This is a genomic window from Lactobacillus delbrueckii subsp. jakobsenii ZN7a-9 = DSM 26046, assembly GCF_001888925.1.
In the GTDB taxonomy this organism is placed as follows: domain Bacteria; phylum Bacillota; class Bacilli; order Lactobacillales; family Lactobacillaceae; genus Lactobacillus; species Lactobacillus delbrueckii.
On record NZ_CP018218.1, the window covers coordinates 1,461,105 to 1,483,337 of the forward strand.

The 22,233-nt window shown below is 51.1% G+C and carries 19 protein-coding genes; all 19 read right to left on the minus strand.

Annotation, left to right across the window (positions count from 1 at the left end):
- Nucleotides 1-25: 25 nt before the first annotated feature.
- Nucleotides 26-1,870, minus strand: a complete 1,845-nt coding sequence (gene dnaK / locus LJ046_RS07480; RefSeq protein ID WP_002876703.1) for a molecular chaperone DnaK — start codon at nucleotides 1,868-1,870, stop codon at nucleotides 26-28.
- Between the two features lie 59 nt (nucleotides 1,871-1,929).
- Nucleotides 1,930-2,547, minus strand: a complete 618-nt coding sequence (gene grpE / locus LJ046_RS07485) for a nucleotide exchange factor GrpE (RefSeq protein WP_002876705.1) — start codon at nucleotides 2,545-2,547, stop codon at nucleotides 1,930-1,932.
- 11 nt (nucleotides 2,548-2,558) lie between these two features.
- Nucleotides 2,559-3,602 carry a heat-inducible transcriptional repressor HrcA gene (gene hrcA / locus LJ046_RS07490; protein ID WP_002876708.1) on the minus strand — a complete coding sequence of 348 codons (1,044 nt, stop codon included), beginning with the start codon at nucleotides 3,600-3,602 and terminating at the stop codon, nucleotides 2,559-2,561.
- 140 nt (nucleotides 3,603-3,742) lie between these two features.
- Nucleotides 3,743-4,684, minus strand: a complete 942-nt coding sequence (gene ribF / locus LJ046_RS07495; protein ID WP_002876710.1) for a riboflavin biosynthesis protein RibF — start codon at nucleotides 4,682-4,684, stop codon at nucleotides 3,743-3,745.
- Between the two features lie 14 nt (nucleotides 4,685-4,698).
- The gene (gene truB, locus LJ046_RS07500) at nucleotides 4,699-5,595 is read right to left on the minus strand and encodes a tRNA pseudouridine(55) synthase TruB (RefSeq protein ID WP_002876711.1); all 897 of its coding nucleotides are present in this window, start codon (nucleotides 5,593-5,595) and stop codon (nucleotides 4,699-4,701) included.
- A gap of 50 nt (nucleotides 5,596-5,645) precedes the next feature.
- Nucleotides 5,646-6,008: a ribosome-binding factor A gene (locus tag LJ046_RS07505; RefSeq protein ID WP_002876717.1), complete on the minus strand. Its 363-nt coding sequence runs from the start codon at nucleotides 6,006-6,008 to the stop codon at nucleotides 5,646-5,648.
- 12 nt (nucleotides 6,009-6,020) lie between these two features.
- Nucleotides 6,021-8,498, minus strand: coding sequence for a translation initiation factor IF-2 (gene infB, locus LJ046_RS07510; protein WP_002876719.1), 2,478 nt, complete (start codon nucleotides 8,496-8,498; stop codon nucleotides 6,021-6,023).
- Between the two features lie 4 nt (nucleotides 8,499-8,502).
- Complete coding sequence (locus LJ046_RS07515) at nucleotides 8,503-8,787, minus strand: L7Ae/L30e/S12e/Gadd45 family ribosomal protein (RefSeq protein WP_002876720.1); 285 nt, start codon at nucleotides 8,785-8,787, stop codon at nucleotides 8,503-8,505.
- 26 nt (nucleotides 8,788-8,813) lie between these two features.
- Entirely contained in the window at nucleotides 8,814-9,113 is a 300-nt protein-coding gene (rnpM, locus tag LJ046_RS07520; RefSeq protein ID WP_002876722.1) for an RNase P modulator RnpM, read from the minus strand.
- A gap of 9 nt (nucleotides 9,114-9,122) precedes the next feature.
- Nucleotides 9,123-10,274, minus strand: coding sequence for a transcription termination factor NusA (nusA, locus tag LJ046_RS07525; protein WP_002876724.1), 1,152 nt, complete (start codon nucleotides 10,272-10,274; stop codon nucleotides 9,123-9,125).
- A gap of 19 nt (nucleotides 10,275-10,293) precedes the next feature.
- Nucleotides 10,294-10,770: a ribosome maturation factor RimP gene (rimP, locus tag LJ046_RS07530; RefSeq protein WP_002876725.1), complete on the minus strand. Its 477-nt coding sequence runs from the start codon at nucleotides 10,768-10,770 to the stop codon at nucleotides 10,294-10,296.
- Between the two features lie 108 nt (nucleotides 10,771-10,878).
- Nucleotides 10,879-15,216 (minus strand): PolC-type DNA polymerase III, encoded by a 4,338-nt coding sequence (locus LJ046_RS07535; protein WP_002876727.1) that lies wholly within the window; start codon nucleotides 15,214-15,216, stop codon nucleotides 10,879-10,881.
- A gap of 12 nt (nucleotides 15,217-15,228) precedes the next feature.
- On the minus strand, nucleotides 15,229-16,926 hold the full coding sequence (locus LJ046_RS07540; RefSeq protein WP_002876730.1) for a proline--tRNA ligase: 1,698 nt from the start codon (nucleotides 16,924-16,926) through the stop codon (nucleotides 15,229-15,231).
- 39 nt (nucleotides 16,927-16,965) lie between these two features.
- Nucleotides 16,966-18,213, minus strand: a complete 1,248-nt coding sequence (gene rseP, locus LJ046_RS07545) for an RIP metalloprotease RseP (protein WP_002876732.1) — start codon at nucleotides 18,211-18,213, stop codon at nucleotides 16,966-16,968.
- Between the two features lie 9 nt (nucleotides 18,214-18,222).
- Nucleotides 18,223-19,020 (minus strand): phosphatidate cytidylyltransferase, encoded by a 798-nt coding sequence (locus tag LJ046_RS07550; RefSeq protein ID WP_002876734.1) that lies wholly within the window; start codon nucleotides 19,018-19,020, stop codon nucleotides 18,223-18,225.
- Nucleotides 19,021-19,025: 5 nt separating this feature from the next.
- Entirely contained in the window at nucleotides 19,026-19,757 is a 732-nt protein-coding gene (locus tag LJ046_RS07555; RefSeq protein WP_035176398.1) for an undecaprenyl pyrophosphate synthase, read from the minus strand.
- Between the two features lie 2 nt (nucleotides 19,758-19,759).
- A complete protein-coding gene (gene frr, locus LJ046_RS07560; RefSeq protein ID WP_002876738.1) occupies nucleotides 19,760-20,317 on the minus strand; it encodes a ribosome recycling factor in 558 nt (185 codons plus the stop codon).
- Entirely contained in the window at nucleotides 20,317-21,042 is a 726-nt protein-coding gene (gene pyrH / locus LJ046_RS07565) for a UMP kinase (protein WP_002876740.1), read from the minus strand. The genes frr and pyrH overlap by 1 nt, the downstream gene beginning before the upstream one ends.
- A 149-nt stretch (nucleotides 21,043-21,191) precedes the next feature.
- Entirely contained in the window at nucleotides 21,192-22,220 is a 1,029-nt protein-coding gene (tsf, locus tag LJ046_RS07570) for a translation elongation factor Ts (protein ID WP_002876741.1), read from the minus strand.
- Between the last annotated feature and the right edge of the window lie 13 nt (nucleotides 22,221-22,233).

A 22,233-nucleotide genomic window follows, 5' to 3' on the forward strand; every position in this document is an offset into this window, starting at 1 on the left:
CTCCTTTTGTTTGATTATAGTCGCTTTACTTGTCTGGGTCTACCTTGGTGAAGTCGCCGTCAACCGTGTCGCCGTTTGCGCCATTTGAACCATCGTCAGTTGGGCCTGCTTGACCGCCTTGACCTTGCTGGTTTTGGGCGTTTTGCTGGTAGAGCTTGACAGCCAGGTCTTGGGCAACCTTGCTCAAAGCGTCCTTCTTTTCCTTCATTTCGTCCAGGTTGTTGTCCTTTTGGGCCTTCTTCAGGTCTTCCAGGGCATCCTTAACTGGTTGAATGTCGCTGTCTGCGAGTTTACCGTCAACTTCCTTCAAAGTCTTTTCGGTTTGGAAGATCAAGCCGTCAACTTCGTTTCTGAGGTCAACTTCTTCCTTCTTCTTGGCATCTTCTTCAGCGTGTTCTTCAGCTTCCTTCTTCATTCTTTCGATTTCTTCGTCTGACAGGCCGGAAGCTGATTGGATGGTGATCTTTTGTTCCTTGCCAGTCCCCATGTCCTTGGCTGAAACGTTAACGATACCGTTCTTGTCGATGTCGAAGGTAACTTGGATTTGTGGCACGCCACGTGGAGCAGCTGGAATGTCAGTCAGTTGGAAGCGGCCCAAAGTCTTGTTGTCAGCTGCCATTGGCCGTTCACCTTGCAAAACGTGGATGTCAACAGCTGATTGGTTGTCAGCGGCAGTTGAGAAGATTTGGCTCTTGGAAGTTGGGATAGTGGTGTTTCTGTCGATCAGCTTGGTGAAGACCCCGCCCATGGTTTCGATACCCAGGGAAAGCGGAGTAACGTCAAGCAAAACGATGTCCTTAACGTCACCGGAGATAACCCCGCCTTGGATTGCGGCACCCAAAGCAACGGCTTCGTCTGGGTTGATTGAGTGGTCTGGTTCCTTGCCGGCCCATTGCTTTACAGCTTCTTGAATTGCTGGAATCCGGGTTGAACCACCGTTCAAGATAACCTTGTCGATGTCGCCAACTGACAGGCCAGCGTCACGCAGGGCGTTGTCAAATGGGATCTTGGTTCTTTGCACTAAGTCGTCAGTCAGTTCGTTGAACTTAGCCCGGGTAAGGTCTGCTTCCAAGTGCAGAGGACCTGCTTCACCAGCAGAGATAAATGGAAGGGAGATGTGGGTTGAAGATACGCCTGACAAGTCCTTCTTGGCCTTTTCAGCCGCGTCCTTCAAACGTTGCATTGCCATCTTGTCCTTGGACAAGTCAACGCCGTTTTCTTGCTTGAAACCATCAACCAGCCAGTCGATGATCTTGTTGTCAAAGTCATCCCCACCCAGGTGAGTGTCACCGTTGGTTGACAGAACTTGGAAGACGCCGTCACCTAATTGCAGGACGGAAACGTCGAAAGTACCACCACCAAGGTCGTAAACCAGAACAGTTTCGTCGTCTTCATCCTTGTCCAAGCCGTAGGCCAGGGCTGAAGCAGTTGGTTCGTTGATGATCCGTTGCACGTTCAAGCCCGCGATCTTGCCGGCGTCCTTGGTTGCTTGCCGTTGCGCGTCGTTGAAGTAGGCTGGAACAGTGATAACCGCGTCAGTAACTGGTTCACCAAGGTAGTCTTCTGAGAACTTCTTGATGTATTGCAGGATCATGGCTGAAATTTCCTGTGGGGTGTAAGCCTTGTCGCCAACCTTAACCTTGTAGTCACTTTCGCCCATGTGTCGCTTGATGGAAACAATGGTGTTCGGGTTGGTGATGGCTTGCCGCTTGGCAATTTCACCGACTTGAATTTCGCCGTCTTTGAAGGCAACTACTGAAGGGGTAGTTCTAGCGCCTTCCGGGTTGGTAATAATCTTTGGTTCCTTGCCTTCCAAAACTGCAACTACTGAGTTGGTGGTACCTAAGTCAATCCCAATAACTTTAGACATTGTCTTTTTATCTCCTTTGATTTATTTTTGCTTGTTTATTGCTTTGTTAAAAAATTGCCTTACTGGGCAACGACAACCATGGCTGGCCGCAGGACACGATCCTTGTAGACGTAACCCTTTTGCAAGACCTGAACGACATGGCCTTTTTGATCATCATTTTCAGCTGGTACGCTTTGGACCGCCTGGTGCAATGTCGGATCAAACTTTTCGCCGTCAGCCTTGATTTCTTCAATGCCGTTGTCCTTCAAGGCTCTGACCAGGCCTTCCAGGGTCATTTCGATCCCCTTCTTCAGCTGTCTGGAAGCCTCGTCGTCGGCCTTGACCTGCAGAGCCCTTTCCAAGTTGTCCACGCTGGACAGGATATCCTTGCCCAGACGTTGGGACTCGTACTTGACCAGGTTGGCTCTTTCCTTGCTGTAGCGGCGCTGGGCGTTTTGAATCTCAGCTTGGCTGCGCAAGTACTTGTCTTCCAGATCCTTGTTCTTCTGGGTCAAAGCGGCAACTTCAGCCTTGAGCTGATCCAGTTCTACATCAGCTGGCTTGGCTGCTTCTTCTTTGTCATCTTTTACCTTTTTGTCATCTTTTACGCCGGCCTTGTCAGCTTCAGCTGACTTGGCTTGCTTTTCCTGGTCTTCTTGCGGCAAATCTTTCTCAATTGGAAATTCTTCTTTGCTCACGACAAACCTCCTTATTTAAATCTGCCATAGTAATCTAACAACTTGCGGGCCAGTTCCTGGCGGAAGTATTCCATCAATCCGATCATTTCCGAGTAAGGCATGTGTCTCGGCCCCAGTAGGGAGATCGTCCCCCGCCCGTAGCGGCCAACGCTATATTCAGCCGTTACCAGGCTGAAATCCTTCAGCAGGTCGTTCTCTAGTTCCGCTCCTAAGCGGACATGGACAGGGTAATGGCTAGGACTGTCGCTCAGCTCGATCAGTTCTCCAGCCAGAGAGCTGGAATTGATCAGTTCATATAGCGACTTGATAGCTTTTAAATCGCTGATTTCAGTATTGTTGAGCAGGTTCAGCTGACCGTCAACATACATCTGCTCGCTTTCCGCGTCCTTAATGACAGCTTCCAGAAATTCCAGAAATTCCGGGGCATTCTTGCCCACGATCTGGCTGCTGGACAGCTGATCAAAGGTCTGCTTGTTGATTTCGCTTAAATTCTTGCCAACCAGCTGGTCATTGATCAAGCGAACCACCTGTTCAATTTCATCCCCTGAGATGTGCCGCGGCAAGGCGTAGATCTGGTTCTTGACGCTGCCATCGCTGGTTACCAGAATAGCCATGACCTGCCGGGGAGCCAGGGGCACGATTCTGAAGCCAGTGACGCTGACATTCTTGGCTTCCGGCCCTTCTGCAAAGGCCGTGTAGTCAGTCAAGTCTGACAGGATCTTGGCGGCTTCCTTGATAATTTCGTCCACTTGGTTGAACGGCTGGTCAAACTGGTAGCCAATTTGATTGTACATTTCTTCCGGCAGTTGCAGCGGCTGCACCAAATTGTCCAGGTAATAGCGATAGCCCTCAGTCGATGGCATCCGGCCACTGGAGGAGTGGGTCTTTTCAATCAAGCTATGCTCTTCCAGAACCGCCATCTCGTTGCGGATTGTCGCGCTGGACACTTTAATCGGTAATTGATTCATGACTGTCTTTGAGCCAACCGGCTCATGCGTCTTGGTAAAGTCTTGAATAATTGTCTTTAGAATAAGTTCTTGACGTTCGGTCAACATAACATAACATCGTCCTCACTTTTAGCACTCACAACTTTCATGTGCTAACATGGCATAGATTAGCAAGAAATTAGCAGTTAGTCAAGGAGAATGCTAAAAAATCCCGCAAAAAAACGGTCTTGCTTAAAAGGCCGTTCTTATTACTGCTCAATCAGTGAACTAAAATAGTTTTCACTAGCTACTTGGTCCAGCTTCAGCTGCTCGCTTAAAGCCGCCATGTCGGCAAACTTTTCTTCCCCGCGCAAGTATTTGTACCAGGCGATGGTGATTTGCTGGCCGTAAATGTCCTGGTCAAAATCAAAGATGTTGGATTCGATGTAAATCTTCTTCTCATCATTGAAAGTGACATTGTAGCCGACACTGGTCATTGACTGGTACCATCTGTCCCCTACTTGGGTCATGGTCGCGTAGACTCCGATTTTCGGCAAAACTTTTGGCCAGTCCAGCTCCAAATTCGCGGTTGGGAAGCCCAGCTTGTGGCCGTTTCTGAAGCCGTGGACGACCTTGCCACTAGTCAAATACGGGTGGCCCAGAAGTTCTGTGGCCAAGCGGAGATTGCCGCTTTTAACAGCCTGGCGGATTTCAGTTGAACCGATTTTTTTCCCGGCAAAGATCTGCTTTGGAACCACCTTGATGTCAAAGCGGCCCTTGGCAAAGGCCGGCAGATTTTCCATATTGGCCACGTCCTTTGGGCCGTAGCTGTAGTCAAAGCCGGCTACCACCGTGTCTGCTTTCAGGCCCATGATGATCTCATCAACGAATGCCTGGGGAGCCAGGTGGCTGAACTCCGGCGTAAACTTGAGAATCACCAGGTAGTCGACCCCGATCTTGGACATTTCGTAGGCCTTTTCCTCCGGTGTGTTCAAGTACTCAAAGTCCTTAACTCCGGCATAGACCTCCTTGGGGTGGCGGTCAAAGGTCAGCACCATCAATGGTAGATCCTTCTCAACTGCAATTATCTTGGCTTCCTTGATCAACTTCTGGTGGCCGATATGAACTCCATCAAAAAAGCCCAGGGCCAGCACAACCTTGCCGGCCGTCAGCTCTTTCTTGAACGGATAGCTTAGATTTATCACTTTCAAACTTAATCCCTCAATTACTCATTACTTAAAAGCATTAAGTCCGGACAGTAAAGACCTTGTCCCTTGGCCCGGTAAATCGCTTTAACTGTTTTATTATACCGCAAAGCGACCTTGTCTGCATTAAGAGGGAGTTTGATCCAGGCCCCGTTTTTAACCTGCTGCCATAAGTCGGCATCTAAATCAACTTGCTGGTAGTCAGCGAAAAAGCTGTCGATTGGCTGAATATAATCTTTAGCGTGGTTCAAATTATCCGCCAGTTCTTCCAAAGTAACCGCGTCTTGTAGCTTGTAACCAGAACTGGCCGTCCGCCGCAGTTTGGTCATCACTGCCGGCAGGCCCAGTTCTTCGCCTAAGTCGTTAACCAGGCTGCGGACATAGGTCCCCTTAGAGCATTCAACTTCATAAGTAAAAGTCTGCCGGCCCTTCTCTGGGTCGAACTGACTTGGCGCCGTCAAGTCGTAGCGGAAAACCTGGACAGTCCGCTTGGGCCGCTCAACTGGGATCCCTTCTCTGGCGTATTCGTAGAGCCGCTTGCCATTTACCCTGACGGCAGAATAAATCGGCGGCTGCTGGACGATTTCCCCGGTAAACTTTTCCATTGCTGCTTTGATAGCCTGGTCACTGACTGGCTGAGACAAGGCTCTTTCCGCCAAAATCTTCCCCTCCAGGTCATAAGAGTCCGTGGCCAGGCCCAGCATCCCTTCACCAACATAAGCCTTTGGCCGCTCATGCATCAGCTCGATAAGTTTGGTTGCCTGACCCAAAGCAATTGGCAAAACTCCGGTGACTTCCGGGTCCAGAGTTCCGGCATGGCCGATCTTTTTTTGCTTTAAGAGTCGGCGCAGCTTATAAACCACATCCCCGCTAGTCATCCCTGCTGCCTTGTCGATTACGATAATTCCATTGAACATCTTTTTCTCCTCTTCTATAAACGAAAAAAAGCGCCCGAAGGCGCTTTTTACTAGTTTTGGCGATCTTGTTCCTGCTTCTTCAAGTCAGCAAGCAAACGGTCGATCTTGCTGCCGTAGATCACGGACTGGTCCCGCTTGAAAATCAGTTCCGGAACCTTGTACATGGTCAAGCTCTGGCCGAGCAAGTGTCGCATGGTTCCCTTAGCCTTTTCCAAGCCGGCTTCCGCTTCCTTTTGCGCCTGTTCATCTTCAGTCAGCAGACTGTAGTAGACAGTCGCGTATGAAAAATCATTGCTGCACTCCACGGCGGTAAAAGTCACGTTGCTGACCCGGGGATCGCGAATGTTCTTGCGGATGATCTTAGTCAGTTCCCGCAAGATTTCGCCTTCAACCCGTCCTTTTCTGTGCTTCATTTCAGCCTCCTGTTAACCTGGCTTAACTTCCTGCATTTCGTAGGCTTCCAGTTCGTCGCCTTCCTTGATATCGTTGAAGTTTTCAATGGTCAAACCACAGTCAAAGCCTGCCTTGACTTCCTTGACGTCGTCCTTGAACCGGCGCAGTGAGGCAACCTTGCCGTCGTACTTGACCACGCCGTCTCTGATGACCCGGATGCCTGATTCTCTGGTCACGTAACCGTTGTCGACAAAGGCACCGGCGATGGTCCCGATCTTGGAGACCTTCCAAGTTTCGCGGACAGTAAGGTTACCGATAACCTTTTCTTCGTAAGTTGGTTCCAGCATCCCTTGCATAGCGGCCTTAACGTCATCGATCGCCTTGTAGATGATACTGTAAAGGCGGATATCGACGCCTTCTTGGGCAGCCTGGCTCTTGGCCGTAGCCGTTGGCCGGACGTTGAAACCGATGATTAAGGCGTTTGAAGCGCTGGCCAGGGTAACGTCACTTTCATTGATGGCCCCGACACCGGAGTGGATAATGTTAACCCGAACGCCTTCAACGTCAATCTTTTGGAGGGATTGAGCCAAGGCTTCGGCAGACCCTTGCACGTCAGCCTTCAAAACGATGTCAACGGACTTCATGCTTTCCCGCTTCATTGTGTCAAAGAGGTTGTCCAGAGTAACGTGCTGTACGTTTTCCCGTTGCTTTTGCAGGGATTGCTGTGCCCGGGCTTCACCAACCGCGCGGGCAGTCTTTTCATCGGCAAAGACAACCAGCTTGTCGGCAGATTCCGGCACGTCGTTCAAACCAGTAATTTCAACGGGCATTGATGGCGTAGCCTTCTTGACCTGGTGGCCCTTGTCGTTGGTCATCGTCCGAACCCGGCCGAAGGTGTCACCAACAACGATTGGGTCACCGACCCGCAGAGTACCCTGCTGGATCAAAACGTCGGCAACTGGCCCCTTGCCCCGGGACAGACGGGCTTCAATAACCGTACCGATCGCCTTTTGCTTCGGGTCAGCCTTCAGTTCCAGCATATCAGCTTCAAGGATGATGTTTTCCAAAAGTTCATCAATCCCCATCCCGGTCTTGGCTGAGATGTTGACGAAGATAGTTGAGCCGCCGTAGTTTTCCGGAATCAGTTCATACTGCATCAATTGTTCAGTAACGTGGGCAGGGTTGGCGCCTGGCCGGTCCATCTTGTTGATAGCCACAATGATTGGCACGCCCGCGCTCTTGGCGTGGTCGATGGCTTCGATAGTCTGCGGCATAACCCCGTCGTCAGCGGCAACGATCAAAACGACAATGTCGGTGATTTCCGCCCCGCGGGCCCGCATGCTTGAGAAGGCCGCGTGACCTGGAGTGTCCAAGAAGGTGATCAAACGGTCGTTGATCCGGACCTGGTAGGCCCCGATGTTCTGGGTAATCCCGCCGGCTTCGTGTTCAGAAACCCGAGTGTGACGCAGACGGTCCAGCAAGGTAGTCTTACCATGGTCGACGTGACCCATGATAGTTACGACTGGCGGACGGACAACCTGGTTTTCAGAGTTCTTGGACTCTTCCATTTCCTGGGCAAAAATATTGTCGATGTCGGAAATGTCTTCATGGACCTTTTCAACAGCTTCGATGCCGTAGTCAGCAGCCAGCAGTTCAATGGTGCCCTTGTCCAAAGACTGGTTCTGGTTGATCATGATCCCCAGCATGAAGAGCTTCTTCACGATTTCAGCTGGTTCCCGGTGGAGGATCTTGCCCAGGTCTTGGGCGTTCATGCCAACTTCGTATTCAAAACTTTCTGGAAGTGGACGTTCCTTTCTTTGGGTAACCTGCTTCTTAACTTGCGGAGCACTTTGGTGCTTCTTGTTCTTGCGCTTGCGCTGTTGACTGCGGTCGCTATTTGCCCCTCTGCCTTGGTTAGCGTAAGAGTTTTGCCCCTTGCGACCTGGCTTGCCACTCTTTCTGCGGCGGCCTTCCTTGTTTTCCGGCATTGGCGCTTCAGTGAAGCTTGGCCGAGAACTTGACCGGCGAGAAGATGAAGGCTTGGCAGCAGGCTTTTCACTGTTTGCCTGGTTTTGTTTCAAGCGGGCTGGGGATGGCTTCAAGATCTTTGGCCCACGGACCTTTGGTGCTTCAGCTGCGGTTTCAGCAGGCTTTTCGGCACTTTCGACCTTCTTGACAACCGGCTTGCTTTCGCTGGCCTCAGCCTTGTTCAAGGACTTCTTGTATTCATGCTTAGCAGCCTTGCTTTCCTGGTCCAGACGTGCTTCGTCAGCCCGCTGCTTTTGCTTGAGGTCCTTCAGCAAATCCTGGGCAGCTGGCCGGCGGCGCTTGCTGTGGTCGTTAGAGTGGTTGTTAGCCCGGCGGCGGGTGTTTGATCTCTTGCCCTCAGTCTTCTTTTCGCCCTTGCGAATAGCACTGACTGAAATCTTTATTTTACCAGACTTGCCGCTGGTTTTCTTGTTATCCATGCCCAATTCCTTTGAACTTTCGTTTTCTTGTTTCTTGGTCATTAGATCACACTCCTTCTTTAATCTTATCCAGCAAGGTTTTCGCAAAACCACGATCTGTTAATGCCAAAACTTTGCGTTTCTTACCTACAGCCTGACTGAGTTCAGCTTCCGTAAAGACGTCGACCAATGGCGTTGGGTGGGCCTTTACAGCAGCTTCAATCTTGCCGCGGCTGTTTTCTGCTAAATCATTCGCGATGATAATGCACTTAAGCTTGCCCTTCTTCAATTTGGCCAAAACGATGTCCGTGCCCGAAACGGTCTTCCCCGCCCGGGTGGCCAAACCAAGCAAATTTAAGGCTTTCTCTCGGTTGTTAATTATTTTTGATCACCAAATAATTCTTTTCTTGCCTTCTGGTGGTCCACGTAAGCGAAGAGCTCGTCGTAAAATTCATCGGCTACCTTCACGCCCAAACTGCGTTCCAGCACCTTTGACTTTCGGGCGGCAGCGATCTTCTCCGGTTTTAAGGAAACATAAGCGCCGCGGCCCGGCTTCTTGCCGCTTGGATCAACAGAAACATTCTTTTCCTTGTCAACGACGATTCTGACCAAATCCTTCTTCGGCTGCATCGTATCGGTCAACAAGTCCTTCCGCATGGGGATTTTTCTTTTTTTCAAGGAAATCACCTATTCTTCATCGTCAAGATCCAGGTCTTCTGCTTCTTCAGCTTCTGTTTGCTGGAGATCTTGATCTTCTGCTACTTCAGTTTCATCTTCTACTTCGCTTTCGTCAACAAATTCGACTTCGGATTCTGGCCGGATGTCGATCTTGTAGCCAGTCAAGCGGGCGGCCAGGCGGACGTTTTGCCCTTTCTTGCCGATAGCCAGGGAAAGCTGGTAGTCCGGCACGATCACGAAGGCTTTCCTTTCATCGTCTTCGTCTTCAAACTGGACAGCGATGACTTCAGCCGGGTTCAAGGCATTGGCGATGTAGTCAGATGGGTCTTCTTCGTACTGCACGATGTCGATATTTTCCCCGCCCAGTTCGTTGACCACGTTCTGCACCCGGCTGCCGCGTGGGCCAACACAGGTACCAACCGGGTCGATGTTCGGGTCGTTGGACTTAACGGCAATCTTGGTTCTTTCGCCGGCTTCCCGGGCGATGGAGATGATTTCAACGGTCCCGTCAAAGATTTCCGGCACTTCTTGTTCAAAAAGCCGCTTAACGACATCCGGAGCGGTACGGGAAACCCGGATTTGGGCTCCCTTGCCGTCAGCACCGACCTTGGTGACCAGGACGCGGACCCTGTCTTGCGGGTTGTAGTGTTCACCTGGAATAGTGTCACGCTTGATGTCCATAACTGCCTCAACATTGCCGATGTTGACGTAAACGAAACGGTTGTCAGTTCTTTCTACTGTCCCGGTGACCAGTTCATCTTCGTATTGGGAGTATTCGTTGACGATGTGGGCATTTTCCGCTTCCCGCAGGCGCTGCATTACGACCTGCTTAGCCGTAGCTGCCGCGGTCCGACCGAAGTCCTTTGGGGTAACTTCGAACTTGATCGTGTCGCCGACTTCGTATGCCCGGTTGATGGCCAGGGCATCCTTTAAGCTGACTTCCACCCGGTCATCTTGCACTTCGTCAACCACCGTCTTCAAAGCCATGACCTTAAAATCGCCCTTCTTTTCATTAAAGTCGATTTCGACATTTTCCGCTAGGCCGTAGTTCTTCTTGTAGGCAGCGGCCAAAGCAGCCTTCATGGCTTCAACGATAACGTCTTGTTTGATACCCTTGGTCTTTTCCAAGACGTCAAAGGCTTCCAGCATTTCTTTTGACATAAGTTTTGGATCACTCTTTCTAAAATTCGATTGCAAAACGGGCGCTGGCGATCTGCTTGCGTGGAATAGTCAGCTGCTTGCGCCGGGTCTTGATCTTAATTTCCAGTTTAATCTCCTGGTCGTCCAGGTCAAGCAAATGACCTTCAAAGACCTTCTCGCCTTCCAATTTCTGGTAGAGGCCGACATGGATGTACTGGCCCTTGGCCTTCTCCCAGTCCTGCTCCTTCTTGATCGGTCTTTCCAGGCCCGGTGAGGATAGTTCCAAAATATACGGGTCTGGCAGCGGATCTGGCTGCATTGAGTCCAATTTTTCTCCAACCAACTCACTCAGCTCCGCAATCGTTTCGATGTCAATCCCGTTTGGCTGCTTGTCAACGTAGATTCGCAGATAGTATTGACTCTTTTCCTTGACGTATTCCAAATCAACAAGTTCACAGTCATGACCGATAATGACCGGTTCGATTGCTTCCAGGATAGGTGTTAAGTTTTTTGGCAAAATTTTCCTCCGTAATAAAAAGAGTGAGCATCGCTGCTCACTCGAATTTACCATATTCGATCTAAAGAAATTGTAACAGAATTTTTCTCACTTGTAAATAAGAAGCTCTTAGAAGAGGGAAAGTTGGTTCTGGTCAGGCATCCCCTCTAAGACATTGTTGTTTTCAAAGAAGTCCATGATCTTCTGGGAAACCTTGCCACGAACCTGCAGGTCTTCCTTTGACAAAAATGGCGCTTCACTTCGGGCAGCCACGATCTGCTTGGCTGCGGAGTCACCTAAGCCGTCAACGGCGTTAAACGGTGCCAGAATGGTGTGCTTGTCCACGATCTTGTAAGTCGTAGCTTCAGACTCGTTGATGTCGACCATCTTGAAGTTGATCCCCCGCTCAATGGCTTCGTTGACCAGTTCCATGTAGGTCTGCAGGTCCTTTTCCAGCTTGGTCGCTGCCGTCCCTTTTTCCTTGATCCGGTTGATCAAGGCCACAACCGTGTTCTTGCCCCGGCTCATGGCTTCCAGGTCGACCTTGTCGGCTCTGACTGAGAAGTAGGCGGCATAGTAGATCTCTGGATAGTAGACCTTGAACCAGGCCACCCGGAGAGCCATCAAGATGTAGGCGGCCGCGTGGGCCTTCGGGAACATGTACTTGATCTTCAAGCAAGACGGAATATACCAGTCAGGAATGTTCTTATTTTCCTTTAAGACGGCCATGTTCTCATCAGAAATCCCCTTCCCCTTCCGGACAGTTTCCATGGTTGAAAAGGCAACTTCTTCCTTAACTCCCCAGCGAATCAAGTCAGTCATGATGTTGTCCCGGCAGCCGATCACGCTCTTTAACTTGCAAGTGCCGTTGTTGATCAGTTCCTCGGCATTGCCTAGCCAGACGTCCGTCCCGTGTGACAGGCCGGAAATCTGCAAAAGCTCGGCAAAGGTCGACGGCTTGGTCTCTTCCAGCATACCCCGGACAAAGGGGGTCCCGAATTCCGGCAGGCCCAGGGTCCCGGTCTTGGAATTGATCTGCTCTGGAGTAACGCCTAGGGCTTCCGGGCTGGAGAAAAGGGACATGACCTTAGGGTCATCAGTTGGAATCGTCAAAGGATCAATCCCGGACAAGTCCTGCAGCATTCTGATCATGGTCGGGTCCTGGTGACCCAGGATGTCGAACTTCAAGAGGTTGTCGTGGATCTGGTGGAAGTCAAAGTGGGTCGTCTTCCATTCCTTGGAGATATCGTCTGAGGGATACTGCAGGGGAGTCAGTTCATAGATGTCCTTATCATCCGGCAAAACGACGATCCCGGCCGGGTGCTGGCCGGTCGTGGCCTTGACCCCGGTAACCCCGATGGCCAGGCGGTCAACTTCCGCGTTGTTCATCTTGATTTCCGGGTGCTCGTCTTGATAGTGCTTGGCATAGCCAATCGCCTTTTTATCGGCCAGGGTACCTACGGTGCCGGCCTTAAAGGAGTGGTTTGGCCCAAACATAACTCTGATGAAATTATGGGCAACTGGTTGGTAGTCACCAGAGAAGTTCAAGTCGATGTCGGGCACCTTGTCACCATGGAAGCCCAGGAAGGTTTCAAATGGGATGTTCTGCCCGTCTTTAACCATCATGACCTGGCAGTCAGGACACTTTTTATCCGGCAGGTCAAAACCGGAGGCGTATTCGCCGTTTTCAAAAAATTCTGACTGCTTGCACTTCGGGCAGCGGTAGTGAGGCGGCATAGGGTTGATTTCAGTGATACCCATCATGGTGGCAACCAGGCTGGAACCAACGGAACCCCGGGAGCCAACCAAGTAGCCGTCCTTAACTGACTTGGCCACCAGCATCTGGGAAATGAGGTAAACAACCCCGTAGCCGTTACCGATAATGGCATCCAGCTCCCGGTCCAGACGGGCCTGGATATTGTCCGGCAAAGGATCACCATAAAGTTCGTGGGCCTTGTCATAGGTCAGCTTGCGTACCCGTTCAGCCGTATGCGGGATCTTTGGCGGGAAGCTTTCGTCTTGGACCGGCTGCACTCCCTCATCGATCATGGCATTGATCTTGTTCGGGTTGCTAATGACCACTTCTTTAGCAATGTCTTCGCCCATGAAGCTAAATTCATCCAGCATCTCCTGGGTGGTATAGAAGTGCAAGTCAGGGTGCTGCTTGTTGCGGTTTGGGTTACCCCTTTGAGCAGCCAGCAATACGTCCCGGTAGATGGCTTCATGCTTGTCAATGTAGTGGGCATCGCTAGTTGCCACGACCGGCTTGTTCAGCTCCTTGCCCAGCTTGTAAATATTGGTCAGAATTTCTTCCAGCTGGGCTTCATCAGCAATCAAGCCATCGGCAATTAAGCTGGAGTAGTTTGACGGCGGCTGGATTTCCAAAAAGTCGTAGAATTCCGCCTTCTTTTTGGCTTCTTCATAGCCCTTCTGCATCATGGCAATAAAGACTTCCCCCTGGCTGCAGGCAGACCCGTACAAAAGGCCTGCGTGCAGGCGGCGGAGTTCTGACTTAGGGGTTCTCAGCCCCTTGAAGTTGTATTTGATCCCGGCCAGGGAAACCAGTTCATATAAATTCCGCAGGCCTGGCTTTTGGTTCTGGGCTAAGACCGTAATATGGGTCGGCCGGGCCCGCTTGTAGCCTTCCCCGTTGCTGTAGTCGTTCATCTTGCCCAGGTCATCTTCCTGGTACTTGTCGTTAAAGGCATCCAAGAGCTTGAACATCAGGTAGCCGGTTGCTTCAGCGTCCTGGTTGGCCCGGTGGTGGTGCTCCAGGGCCACATTGTACTTGCGGCAAAGCGAATCCAGAGTGTGACGGGACTGTTCCGGGTGCAGGAGGCGGGAAACTTCCAAAGTGTCGACGACCGGCTGGCTGATTTCCGGATAACCGCAGCGCTTCAAGGCCGCATTAACAAAGCCCACGTCAAACTGGACATTGTGCCCGCAGAGCGGGTCATTGCCGTAAAAGTCCATGAACTGCTTAATTACGACAGCTTCGTCGTCAGCCGCCTGGACCATCTCGTCCGTAATTGAAGTCAAGTTAATCGTAGTTTCAGACAATGGATGGTGAGGGTTGATGAACTTGTCAAAGCGGTCGATAACTTCACCGTTTTTCATCTTGACCGCCCCAATTTCGATAATCGTATCGTAAACAGAAGACAGACCGGTCGTTTCAACGTCGAAAATGACGAATTCCTGGTCTTCATACTTCATGCTGGCGGGGTTTAAAACCAGCAGGCCGTGGTCTTCAACCATGTTGGCCTCCAGGCCCATGATGACCTTCATCCCGGTCTTTTTGCCCGCTTCAAAAGCATTCGGCAGGGCCTGCAAGCCAGCATGGTCAGTGATGGCGACGGCCGGCTGACCGAACTTCTTGGCTGTCTTGATGATGTCTGCTACATCGCTAGTCGCGTCCAGCTGACTCATGTTGGTGTGGACGTGCAATTCCACATGCTTTTCTTCACCTTGGTAGGCTTCTTGCCGGCCCACGTGCTCGGTTAATTCCATGCTGTAGATGTTGAAGATCAAGTCATGGGCATACTGGTCATCCTTAAGGCTGCCCTGCATGCGGATCCAGACACCAGGCTTAATGCCTTTCAAATATTCGATTTCTTCCTTGTCGGAATCACGGACGAACTTCTTAAAAGAAATAGAGCCGGTATAGTCAGTCATTTCCCCGTAAAAAATAAAGGAGCCCGACCGCAGTTCCTGCATTTCCGCTTTGAAGACATGGCCTTCGACAACCGCGCTGCGCTGGTCTTCTGACAAGTCTTTCAACTGGGTAATCTCTGCCTTGTCGCTAATGGCGCCTGGGCCAAAACTGGTCTTCTTCCCCCGCCGGCCCTGGTAGTTGGGCCGGGGAGCTGGCTTTGGCTTGACCGGGGCCTGCTGGAAGGCTTCCTGCATGTTCTTCTCATGGGCTTCCACCAGCTGGGCCAGGCTTTCAAAGTCGCTTTGCCCGCCCTGGTCAGTAACTTCCGTCAAAAGCTTGACGTTAAAGAAGCCGTAATCGCGCAGCTCTAAAGAGAAGCTGTCCAAGAGCCGCTGCTCCAGCATCTTGTCAAAAAGCTGGCCACTGATTGGAATAACCCAGCGGCCACTATCTTCATGGGGCACCTGCCCGACCAAGAAGTTTTGGGCTGCCGGATTGGCGGACAAGACTTCTGAATTTTCAACCGCGTACTGCCAGTAGTCTGGCAGGTATTGCTGCTGGCCATCAGCCGTTTCAACTATGAGCCGAGTATCAACAAAGTCATTAAATTCATGCTTAATTGCCTGGTTCAAGGCATTGTAGCTTTCAAAACGCAGTGGAGTAGTAAAAAAAACGTGGATATCCCATCTACGTTCTTTTCTGTAGACATCCACGTTTTTTATCTCCCCTGCCTGTAAAACCGCTTCGTCAGCTCCCCCTGTCGAAAAGCCGACTTGTTTTAACAATTTGAGAAAAAGTTGGTTTTTATCAGTCACGAGAGTTCAATCCTAATCTAATTCGTTGGCAATAAAGTCTTCCAAGTCGGCAACGGCCAGCTTTTGTGCCTGGTCGTCGCCTGGACGCTTGACTTCAACGATCCCGTCAGCCGCGTCGCGGCCAACAGTAATTCTGATTGGCGCGCCAACCAGGTCAGCATCGTTGAACTTGACGCCTGGCCGTTCGTTACGGTCGTCATAAAGGACGTCATACTTGGCAAACTTGGCTTCCAGGTCTTCGGCCAGCTTGCTTTGGATCTCATCCTTCATCTTCATCTGGATGATGTGGATCCCGAATGGCGCGATTTCCTTTGGCCAGGCAACCCCATTTTCAGTCGCGTGCTGTTCAACGACGGCTGAAAGCAGGCGGGTAACCCCAATCCCGTATGAGCCCATGATGACTGGCTGGGACTTGCCGTTCTGGTCCAGGAACTTGGCACCCATGGTTTCCGTGTAGTAGGTCCCCAGCTTGAAGATATGACCAACTTCAATTGAGGTAGTAAACTTGAGCGGTTCATGGTCAACCGGGTCAGGTTCGCCTTCGTTGGCAACCCGGAGGTCAGCAAAGCGGTCAGCCTTGAAGTCCCGGTCCAAGTTAGCGTTGATGAATTGAGCATCGCTTTCGCCAGCACCAACGACCACGTTATAGAGGCCCTTGACAGTTTCGTCAGCCACGATTTCGTCAGCCCAGTCAGCATTTACCGGGCCAACGCCGCCCTTTCCGGCCCCGGTCAGTTCCTCCAGGTCGCTAGTTTCAGCAACCCGCAGGCTGTCGCAGTCCAAAAGGTGAGTCAGCTTGACTTCGTTGACTTCCTTGTCAGCCCGGATCAAAACCAGAACCTTCTTCTTTTCATCAGCGATGTAGAGGACGCTCTTGACAATTCTGGTGGCTGGCACTTGCAAGAATTCTGCCAGCTTGTCAATGGAGTCACAGCCTGGAGTAGCAACCTTTTCCATCGCCTTCAGTTCTTCAGGCTCTTGCTTGAAGGTATCAACGCTGACGGCCATTTCCAAGTTAGCGGCGTAGGTACCGGAAGCGTTGGTTGCAATAGTGTCTTCACCAACAGCGGCAGGTGCCTGGAACTCAATAGAGTTCTTGCCCCCCATAGTCCCGGAGTCAGCGATAACTGGCCGGACTTCAACGCCTGTGCGCTTGAAGATCTTGAGGTAGGCTGCCTTTTCATCATCAAACTGCTTGTCCAGCTGTTCTTGGCTGGCCGCGAAGCTGTAGCCGTCCAGCATTACAAATTCTCTGCCCCGGAGAAGACCGAAACGTGGCCGGTTTTCATCCCGGAACTTGGTTTGAATCTGGTAAAGGTGCAGGGGCATTTGCTTGTAAGACTTGAGGCTCTTAGCCACCACGTCAGTGAAGGTTTCTTCGTGGGTTGGCCCCAGCAGCATTTCCCGGCCATGCCGGTCCTTCAGACGGAACATTTCCGGGCCATACTTTGGCAGACGGCCTGATTCTTCCCACATTGAAGCTGGCAGCATGTGCGGCATGATCATTTCAACGACGCCGGCATTAGCCATTTCTTCTTCAATGATCTTTTCAGTCTTGCGCAAGACCTTGTAACCCAGCGGCAGGTATGAGTAGACACCAGCCGTAACCTGCCGGATGTATCCGCCCCGCAGCATTACTTGGTGGCTCTTTGCAACCGCGTCAGCTGGAGTTTCCTTCAGCGTCGGCATGAAAAAGATTGATTGACGCATAATTAATTAAATTCTCCTAAACATTTATTATTTCAAGGACTACTTGATAAAGTAGCGGTAGATGTCGTTGCCAGTTACGGCGATAATCAGAATCAGCAAGAAGACCACTCCGATCAAGTCAACGACTGTCTCATGCTCCTCTGGAATCGGCTTGCCCCGCAGGAGCTCGATGAGTTCCAGCAAAAGCTTGCCCCCGTCCAGACCTGGAATTGGGATCAAGTTAACGATCCCCAGGTTGATGGACAGCATGCCAACAAAGGCCAGCATGTAGGTCAGACCCATGGAAGTTGCCTTTGAAGTTTCCGAGTAGATCCCGACTGGGCCAGACAATTTGTTTAAGCTGAAGTGCTTGAACAAGTTGCCCAGGGCCTGGAAGATCATTCCTGTTACCTGCCAGCTCAAGTCCCAGCCCCGCTTCAGCTTGGCGGAAAATGAGTTATCGGCCTTAGCCACGATGCCAACCAGGTATGACTTGGTCTTCTTTGAGTACTTTGGCGTCAGCTGGACTGACTTTTCGCTTCCCTGCCGCTTGACCTTGACCGTCAGGGTCTTACCCTTAGAAGAGTCAATCGCCTGGCTGACCTGGTCAAAATTATTAATCTTCCGGCCGTTGATGGCCACGATCTGGTCGCCTTTTTGCAAAACGTGCTGGGCCGGGGAGTTTGCCGCTACCTGGCCCACGGTCGTTGTTGCCGGGCCAACTGAAGCAAAGCTGTAGATCATCAAGACCACAAAGCCCAAAACAACATTCATAAACGGTCCGGCAAAAGAGGTTGCCAGTTTCTTCCATGGTTTGGCTGCCGGCAGCTGCACGTCCCGGGGGGTAATCTGCAGCTCGGTGCCTGTGTCGTCGATCATGGTCGCGTCATGGTCGACCTTGTAGGTCACCAGCTGGCTCTCATCGCCATTTTCATACCCTGCAATGGTCAGGTCATCAACCAGATCGGCCTTAGTCACCCGCAAGGGACGGCCTTCGATCGGCAGGTCTGATTCTGAAGCATCGATTCGCGTAACAATTCCAGCCTCATTCAGTTCCAAGACAACTGCCGTCCCCGGGTCGATTTCACTCTGCTCGTCAGGACCAGCCAGGCGGACATAGCCGCCCAGCGGCAGCCAGCGGATGGTATAAGTCGTTTGACCAGGCCGCCACTGAACCAATTTTGGCCCCATGCCGATTGAAAACTCGCGCACCAAAATACCGGCCTTTTTCGCCACGAAAAAGTGCCCGAATTCGTGGACAAAGACCACCAGGCCAAAAACTATAATGAAGGCTAGAATACTTTTCACAGCGACCTCCTAAATTCCAAAGATCAAGGCAACGATTGGCAAAACGAAAAGCGTGCTGTCAAACCGGTCCAGGATCCCGCCGTGGCCCGGCAGGATCTTGCCGGAGTCCTTAACCCCGTAGAAGCGCTTGTAGGCTGATTCAACCAGGTCGCCCATCTGGCCAGCGATTGACAGGAAGAAGGAAGCAATGATCAAGCTGGTCTTGTCGCCGCCGACTGGAGCCAGGTTGACATAAATTGCCGTCACGATAACCGCGATGATCACGGCCCCGATTGACCCTTCCCAAGTCTTGTTCGGGCTGATTACTGGCCAAAGCTTGTGCTTGCCGAACTTGCGGCCAACCATATAGGCAGCCGTGTCAGTAGTCCAGACAATCACGAAGGCAAAGAGCAAGCGCCACAAACCATGGACTGGATCGCTGTTTCTGATCGCAGCCAGGTAGTGGAAACCAGTCCCGATGTACAAACTTGACAGGACGTAAACGCCGATATCGTCAAAAGTCGTCTTGTTCTTAGACAGAACCGTCCAGGTCAAAAGAATCATTACGAAGGCATAGAAGACGCCCCACTTGCTCCAGTTTTTTGGCAAAAAGCCAAAGAAGGAGTTGGGCACGGTCCAGGTCAAGGTGGCCAGGGCAGCCAGGGTAAAGCCAACTGAGACCAGGATCTGCTTCTTCATCAAGAAGACTTCACTGATGCCGACGGCAGCTAAAAAGGCAGCCAGCCAGTCAATCCACATTCCCCCGGCAACCAGGACCGGGATAAAAATCAATAAAGCAACAACTGCTGTAATTACTCTTTGTTTCATATTACCTAACCATCTGTTTCATCTAATTTACCAAAGCGCCGATCCCGGTGCTGGTAGATCTTAACCATTTCGGCCAAGTCGTTTTCGTCGAAGTCCGGCCAGGCCTTGTCCGTAAAGGCAAGCTCTGAGTAAGCAATCTGCCAGAGCAGGAAGTTGCTGATTCTCTGCTCGCCAGATGTTCTGATCAAGAGGTCTGGATCAGAATAAGGTGCAAACTTGGCGGTCATCAGCTTGGCGGAGACCATGTCTTCAGTAATTTCTTCCGGCGTGATTTCCCCGCTGGCGGCCTCTTTTACCAGAGCCTGCACGGCTGAAACAATTTCTTTTCTTGACCCGTAATTAAAAGCGAAGTTTAAAACCAGACCGGTATTGGCCGCGGTTTCCGCCATGGCCCGCTCAACCACTTCCCTGGTTGATTTCGGCAGGGCATCCAGATAGCCCATGATGTTGACCTTAACATTGTGGGCCTGCAGGCGGGGCATGAACTTGTCAAAGAACTTGACCGGCAGGTTCATCAAATAATTGACCTCATCCTTGGGCCGGGCCCAGTTTTCCGTCGAAAAAGCATAAAGAGTCAGGACTTTAATTCCTAACTCATCTGCCGCGAGCGCAATCTTTTCAACGTTGTCCATCCCGGCCTTGTGGCCCATGAAGCGCGGCATTTTCCGCTTCTTTGCCCAGCGGCCATTGCCGTCCATGATGATCGCCAAATGATTCAGCTGCTTATTCTTATCCATAATCAACCCTGAGTGATTTCCTTGCGCTTGTTGTCAGCCATCTGGTCAATCTTCTTGGTTGATTCGTCAGTAAGCTTCTGGACTTCCTTTTCCAGGCGTCGTTCTTCGTCTTCAGTGATTTCGCCGTCTTTTTCCTGCTTCTTCAAAGCCTTCATGGCTTCCTGGCGGACATTGCGGACAGCAATCTTGGCTTCTTCAGCCAGCTTGCCGACTTCCTTGGCAATTTCCTGCCGCCGTTCCCCGGTCAGTTGCGGGATAACCAGGCGGATGACGTTACCGTCGTTAGCTGGCGTAAGGCCCAGGTCTGAAGCCAAAATGGCGTGTTCAATATCGTTCAAAGAAGTCTTGTCATATGGAGTGATTACCAAAACCCGTGGTTCTGGAATGGTGATCCCGGCCAGTTGCACCAGCGGAGTTGGTACCCCGTAGTATTCAACCATCACCCGGTCCAAAAGGGAGGCGTTGGCTACCCCGGCCCGGACAGTTGCCAGATTGCTCTGGTAGACTTCGATCGACTTGTTCATGTTGCTCTTGGCTTTAGCAATCGTTTCGTTGTTCATTACTTATCACCTCTGATAATCGTCCCGATGTTTTCGCCTTCAACTACCCGCTTGATGTTGCCTGGAGTGTTGACGTTGAAGACGATCAATGGAATATGAGTGTCCATGGACAAGGAGCTGGCAGTTCTGTCCATAACTTGCAGGCCCTTGGAGATCATGTCCAGCTGGGTCAGTTCAGCAAACTTCTTGGCACTTGGGTCCAGGTTCGGGTCAGCAGTGTAAACCCCGTCAACCCCGTTCTTGGCCATCAAGATCACGTCAGCGTTAATTTCCGCTGCCCGCAAAGCAGCCGTGGTGTCAGTTGAGAAGTATGGGTTGCCAGTGCCGCCGCCGAAGATAACGACCCGGTTCTTTTCCATGTGGCTGATTGCGACCCGGCGGATGTAAGGTTCAGCTACCTGCCGCATGGAGATTGAGGTTTGCAGTCTGGTCTGCACGCCAGCAGTTTCCAGGCCATCTTGCAGGGCCAGGCCATTCATGATCGTGGCCAGCATGCCCATGTAGTCAGCTTGAGCTCTTTCCATGCCCAGCTTGGCCCCGGTTTCCCCGCGCCACATATTGCCGCCGCCGCAGACGACGCCGATTTGCACGCCCATTTCATGAACCAGCTTAATTTCGTGCGCCAATTTCTTGATCACAGTTGGGTCAATGCCAGTTCCCTTTTCCCCGGCCAAAGCTTCGCCGGAAATTTTCAAAATGATACGATTATATTTAACTTGACTCATAATGCCCTCCTAATTAGCTCTAACTATTTTACCATAAAACAGAAAACTGTCTCTCCTATTTATCCTATTTCACCAGCTTAAATTTGTAAAAGCAAATTTGCCGACAAAAAAAGGATGGGTTTTCCCATCCTTTTTCTTGCTAGAAGAAATTAGTTCTTCATTTGTGCAGCAACTTCAGCAGCAAAGTCTTCTTGCTTCTTTTCGATGCCTTCGCCGACTTCGAAACGAACAAAGCTTACTACGGAAGCGTTGACTGATTCAAGGTATTGTTCAACAGTCTTGCTGTCGTCCATAACGTAAGGTTGAGCGAGCAAGGTGTTTTCTTGGTCAACTTTAGTGTTGTCCAGCATGAAGCGGGCCATCTTGCCTGGGATGATCTTGTCCCAGATCTTTTCTGGCTTGCCTTCAGCCTTCAGTTCTGCCTTGATGTCTTCTTCAGCTTGAGCAATGACTTCGTCAGTCAATTGTGCCTTTGAACCATACTTAAGGTGTGGCAAAGCTGGCTTGTTGACCATGGCACGTGATTCGTTTTCTTGGTCAATCTTGTGGTTAAGTTGAGCCAGTTCTTCGAGGACGAAAGCTGGGTCAAGTTCCTTGTAGGACAGAACCTTTGGGCTCATTGCGGCAATGTGCATTGCAATGTGCTTAGCCACGGCTTCGTCGCCGCCTTCAACAACAGTCAAAACGCCGATGTGGCCGCCATTGTGTTGGTAAGCGCCAAAGTGTTGGTCATCAGTCTTTTCAAGAACAGCGAAACGGCGGAAGGAAATCTTTTCACCGATAGTCGCAGTAGCATTTACGTATGCTTCTTCAAGGCTTTCGCCTGAAGGCATGGTCAATGCCAAAGCTTCTTCGTTGTTAGCTGGCTTGCCCTTGGCAATAGTTTCAGCAGTTTCGTTGACCAAAGTCTTGAACTGTTCGTTTTGCGCAACGAAGTCAGTTTCAGCGTTGACTTCAACGATAGCAGCAACGTTGCCGTCTACGTAAACGCCAGTCAAACCTTCAGCAGCGATCCGGTTAGCCTTCTTGGCAGCCTTTGCTTCACCCTTTTCGTGGATGATTTCGATAGCTCTTTGCATGTCGCCTTCGGCTTCAACCAGGGCCCTCTTGGCGTCCATGACGCCGGCACCAGTGGTTTCACGCAATTCCTTGACTTGCTTAGCAGTAATGTTTGCCATTTAAAAAAGTCCT

Excerpts from the sequence above, each read along its gene's own strand:
- LJ046_RS07555 (WP_035176398.1), bottom strand. The coding sequence starts at position 19,757 with ATGGATAAGAATAAGCAGCTGAATCATTTGGCGATCATCATGGACGGC.
- LJ046_RS07550 (WP_002876734.1), bottom strand. The coding sequence starts at position 19,020 with ATGAAACAAAGAGTAATTACAGCAGTTGTTGCTTTATTGATTTTTATC.
- hrcA (WP_002876708.1), bottom strand. The coding sequence starts at position 3,602 with ATGTTGACCGAACGTCAAGAACTTATTCTAAAGACAATTATTCAAGAC.
- infB (WP_002876719.1), bottom strand. The coding sequence starts at position 8,498 with ATGACCAAGAAACAAGAAAACGAAAGTTCAAAGGAATTGGGCATGGAT.
- tsf (WP_002876741.1), bottom strand. The coding sequence starts at position 22,220 with ATGGCAAACATTACTGCTAAGCAAGTCAAGGAATTGCGTGAAACCACT.
- LJ046_RS07505 (WP_002876717.1), bottom strand. The coding sequence starts at position 6,008 with ATGAAGCACAGAAAAGGACGGGTTGAAGGCGAAATCTTGCGGGAACTG.
- frr (WP_002876738.1), bottom strand. The coding sequence starts at position 20,317 with ATGAACAACGAAACGATTGCTAAAGCCAAGAGCAACATGAACAAGTCG.
- pyrH (WP_002876740.1), bottom strand. The coding sequence starts at position 21,042 with ATGAGTCAAGTTAAATATAATCGTATCATTTTGAAAATTTCCGGCGAA.
- nusA (WP_002876724.1), bottom strand. The coding sequence starts at position 10,274 with ATGTCAAAAGAAATGCTGGAAGCCTTTGACGTCTTGGAAAAGACCAAG.
- truB (WP_002876711.1), bottom strand. The coding sequence starts at position 5,595 with ATGTTCAATGGAATTATCGTAATCGACAAGGCAGCAGGGATGACTAGC.
- LJ046_RS07540 (WP_002876730.1), bottom strand. The coding sequence starts at position 16,926 with ATGCGTCAATCAATCTTTTTCATGCCGACGCTGAAGGAAACTCCAGCT.
- dnaK (WP_002876703.1), bottom strand. The coding sequence starts at position 1,870 with ATGTCTAAAGTTATTGGGATTGACTTAGGTACCACCAACTCAGTAGTT.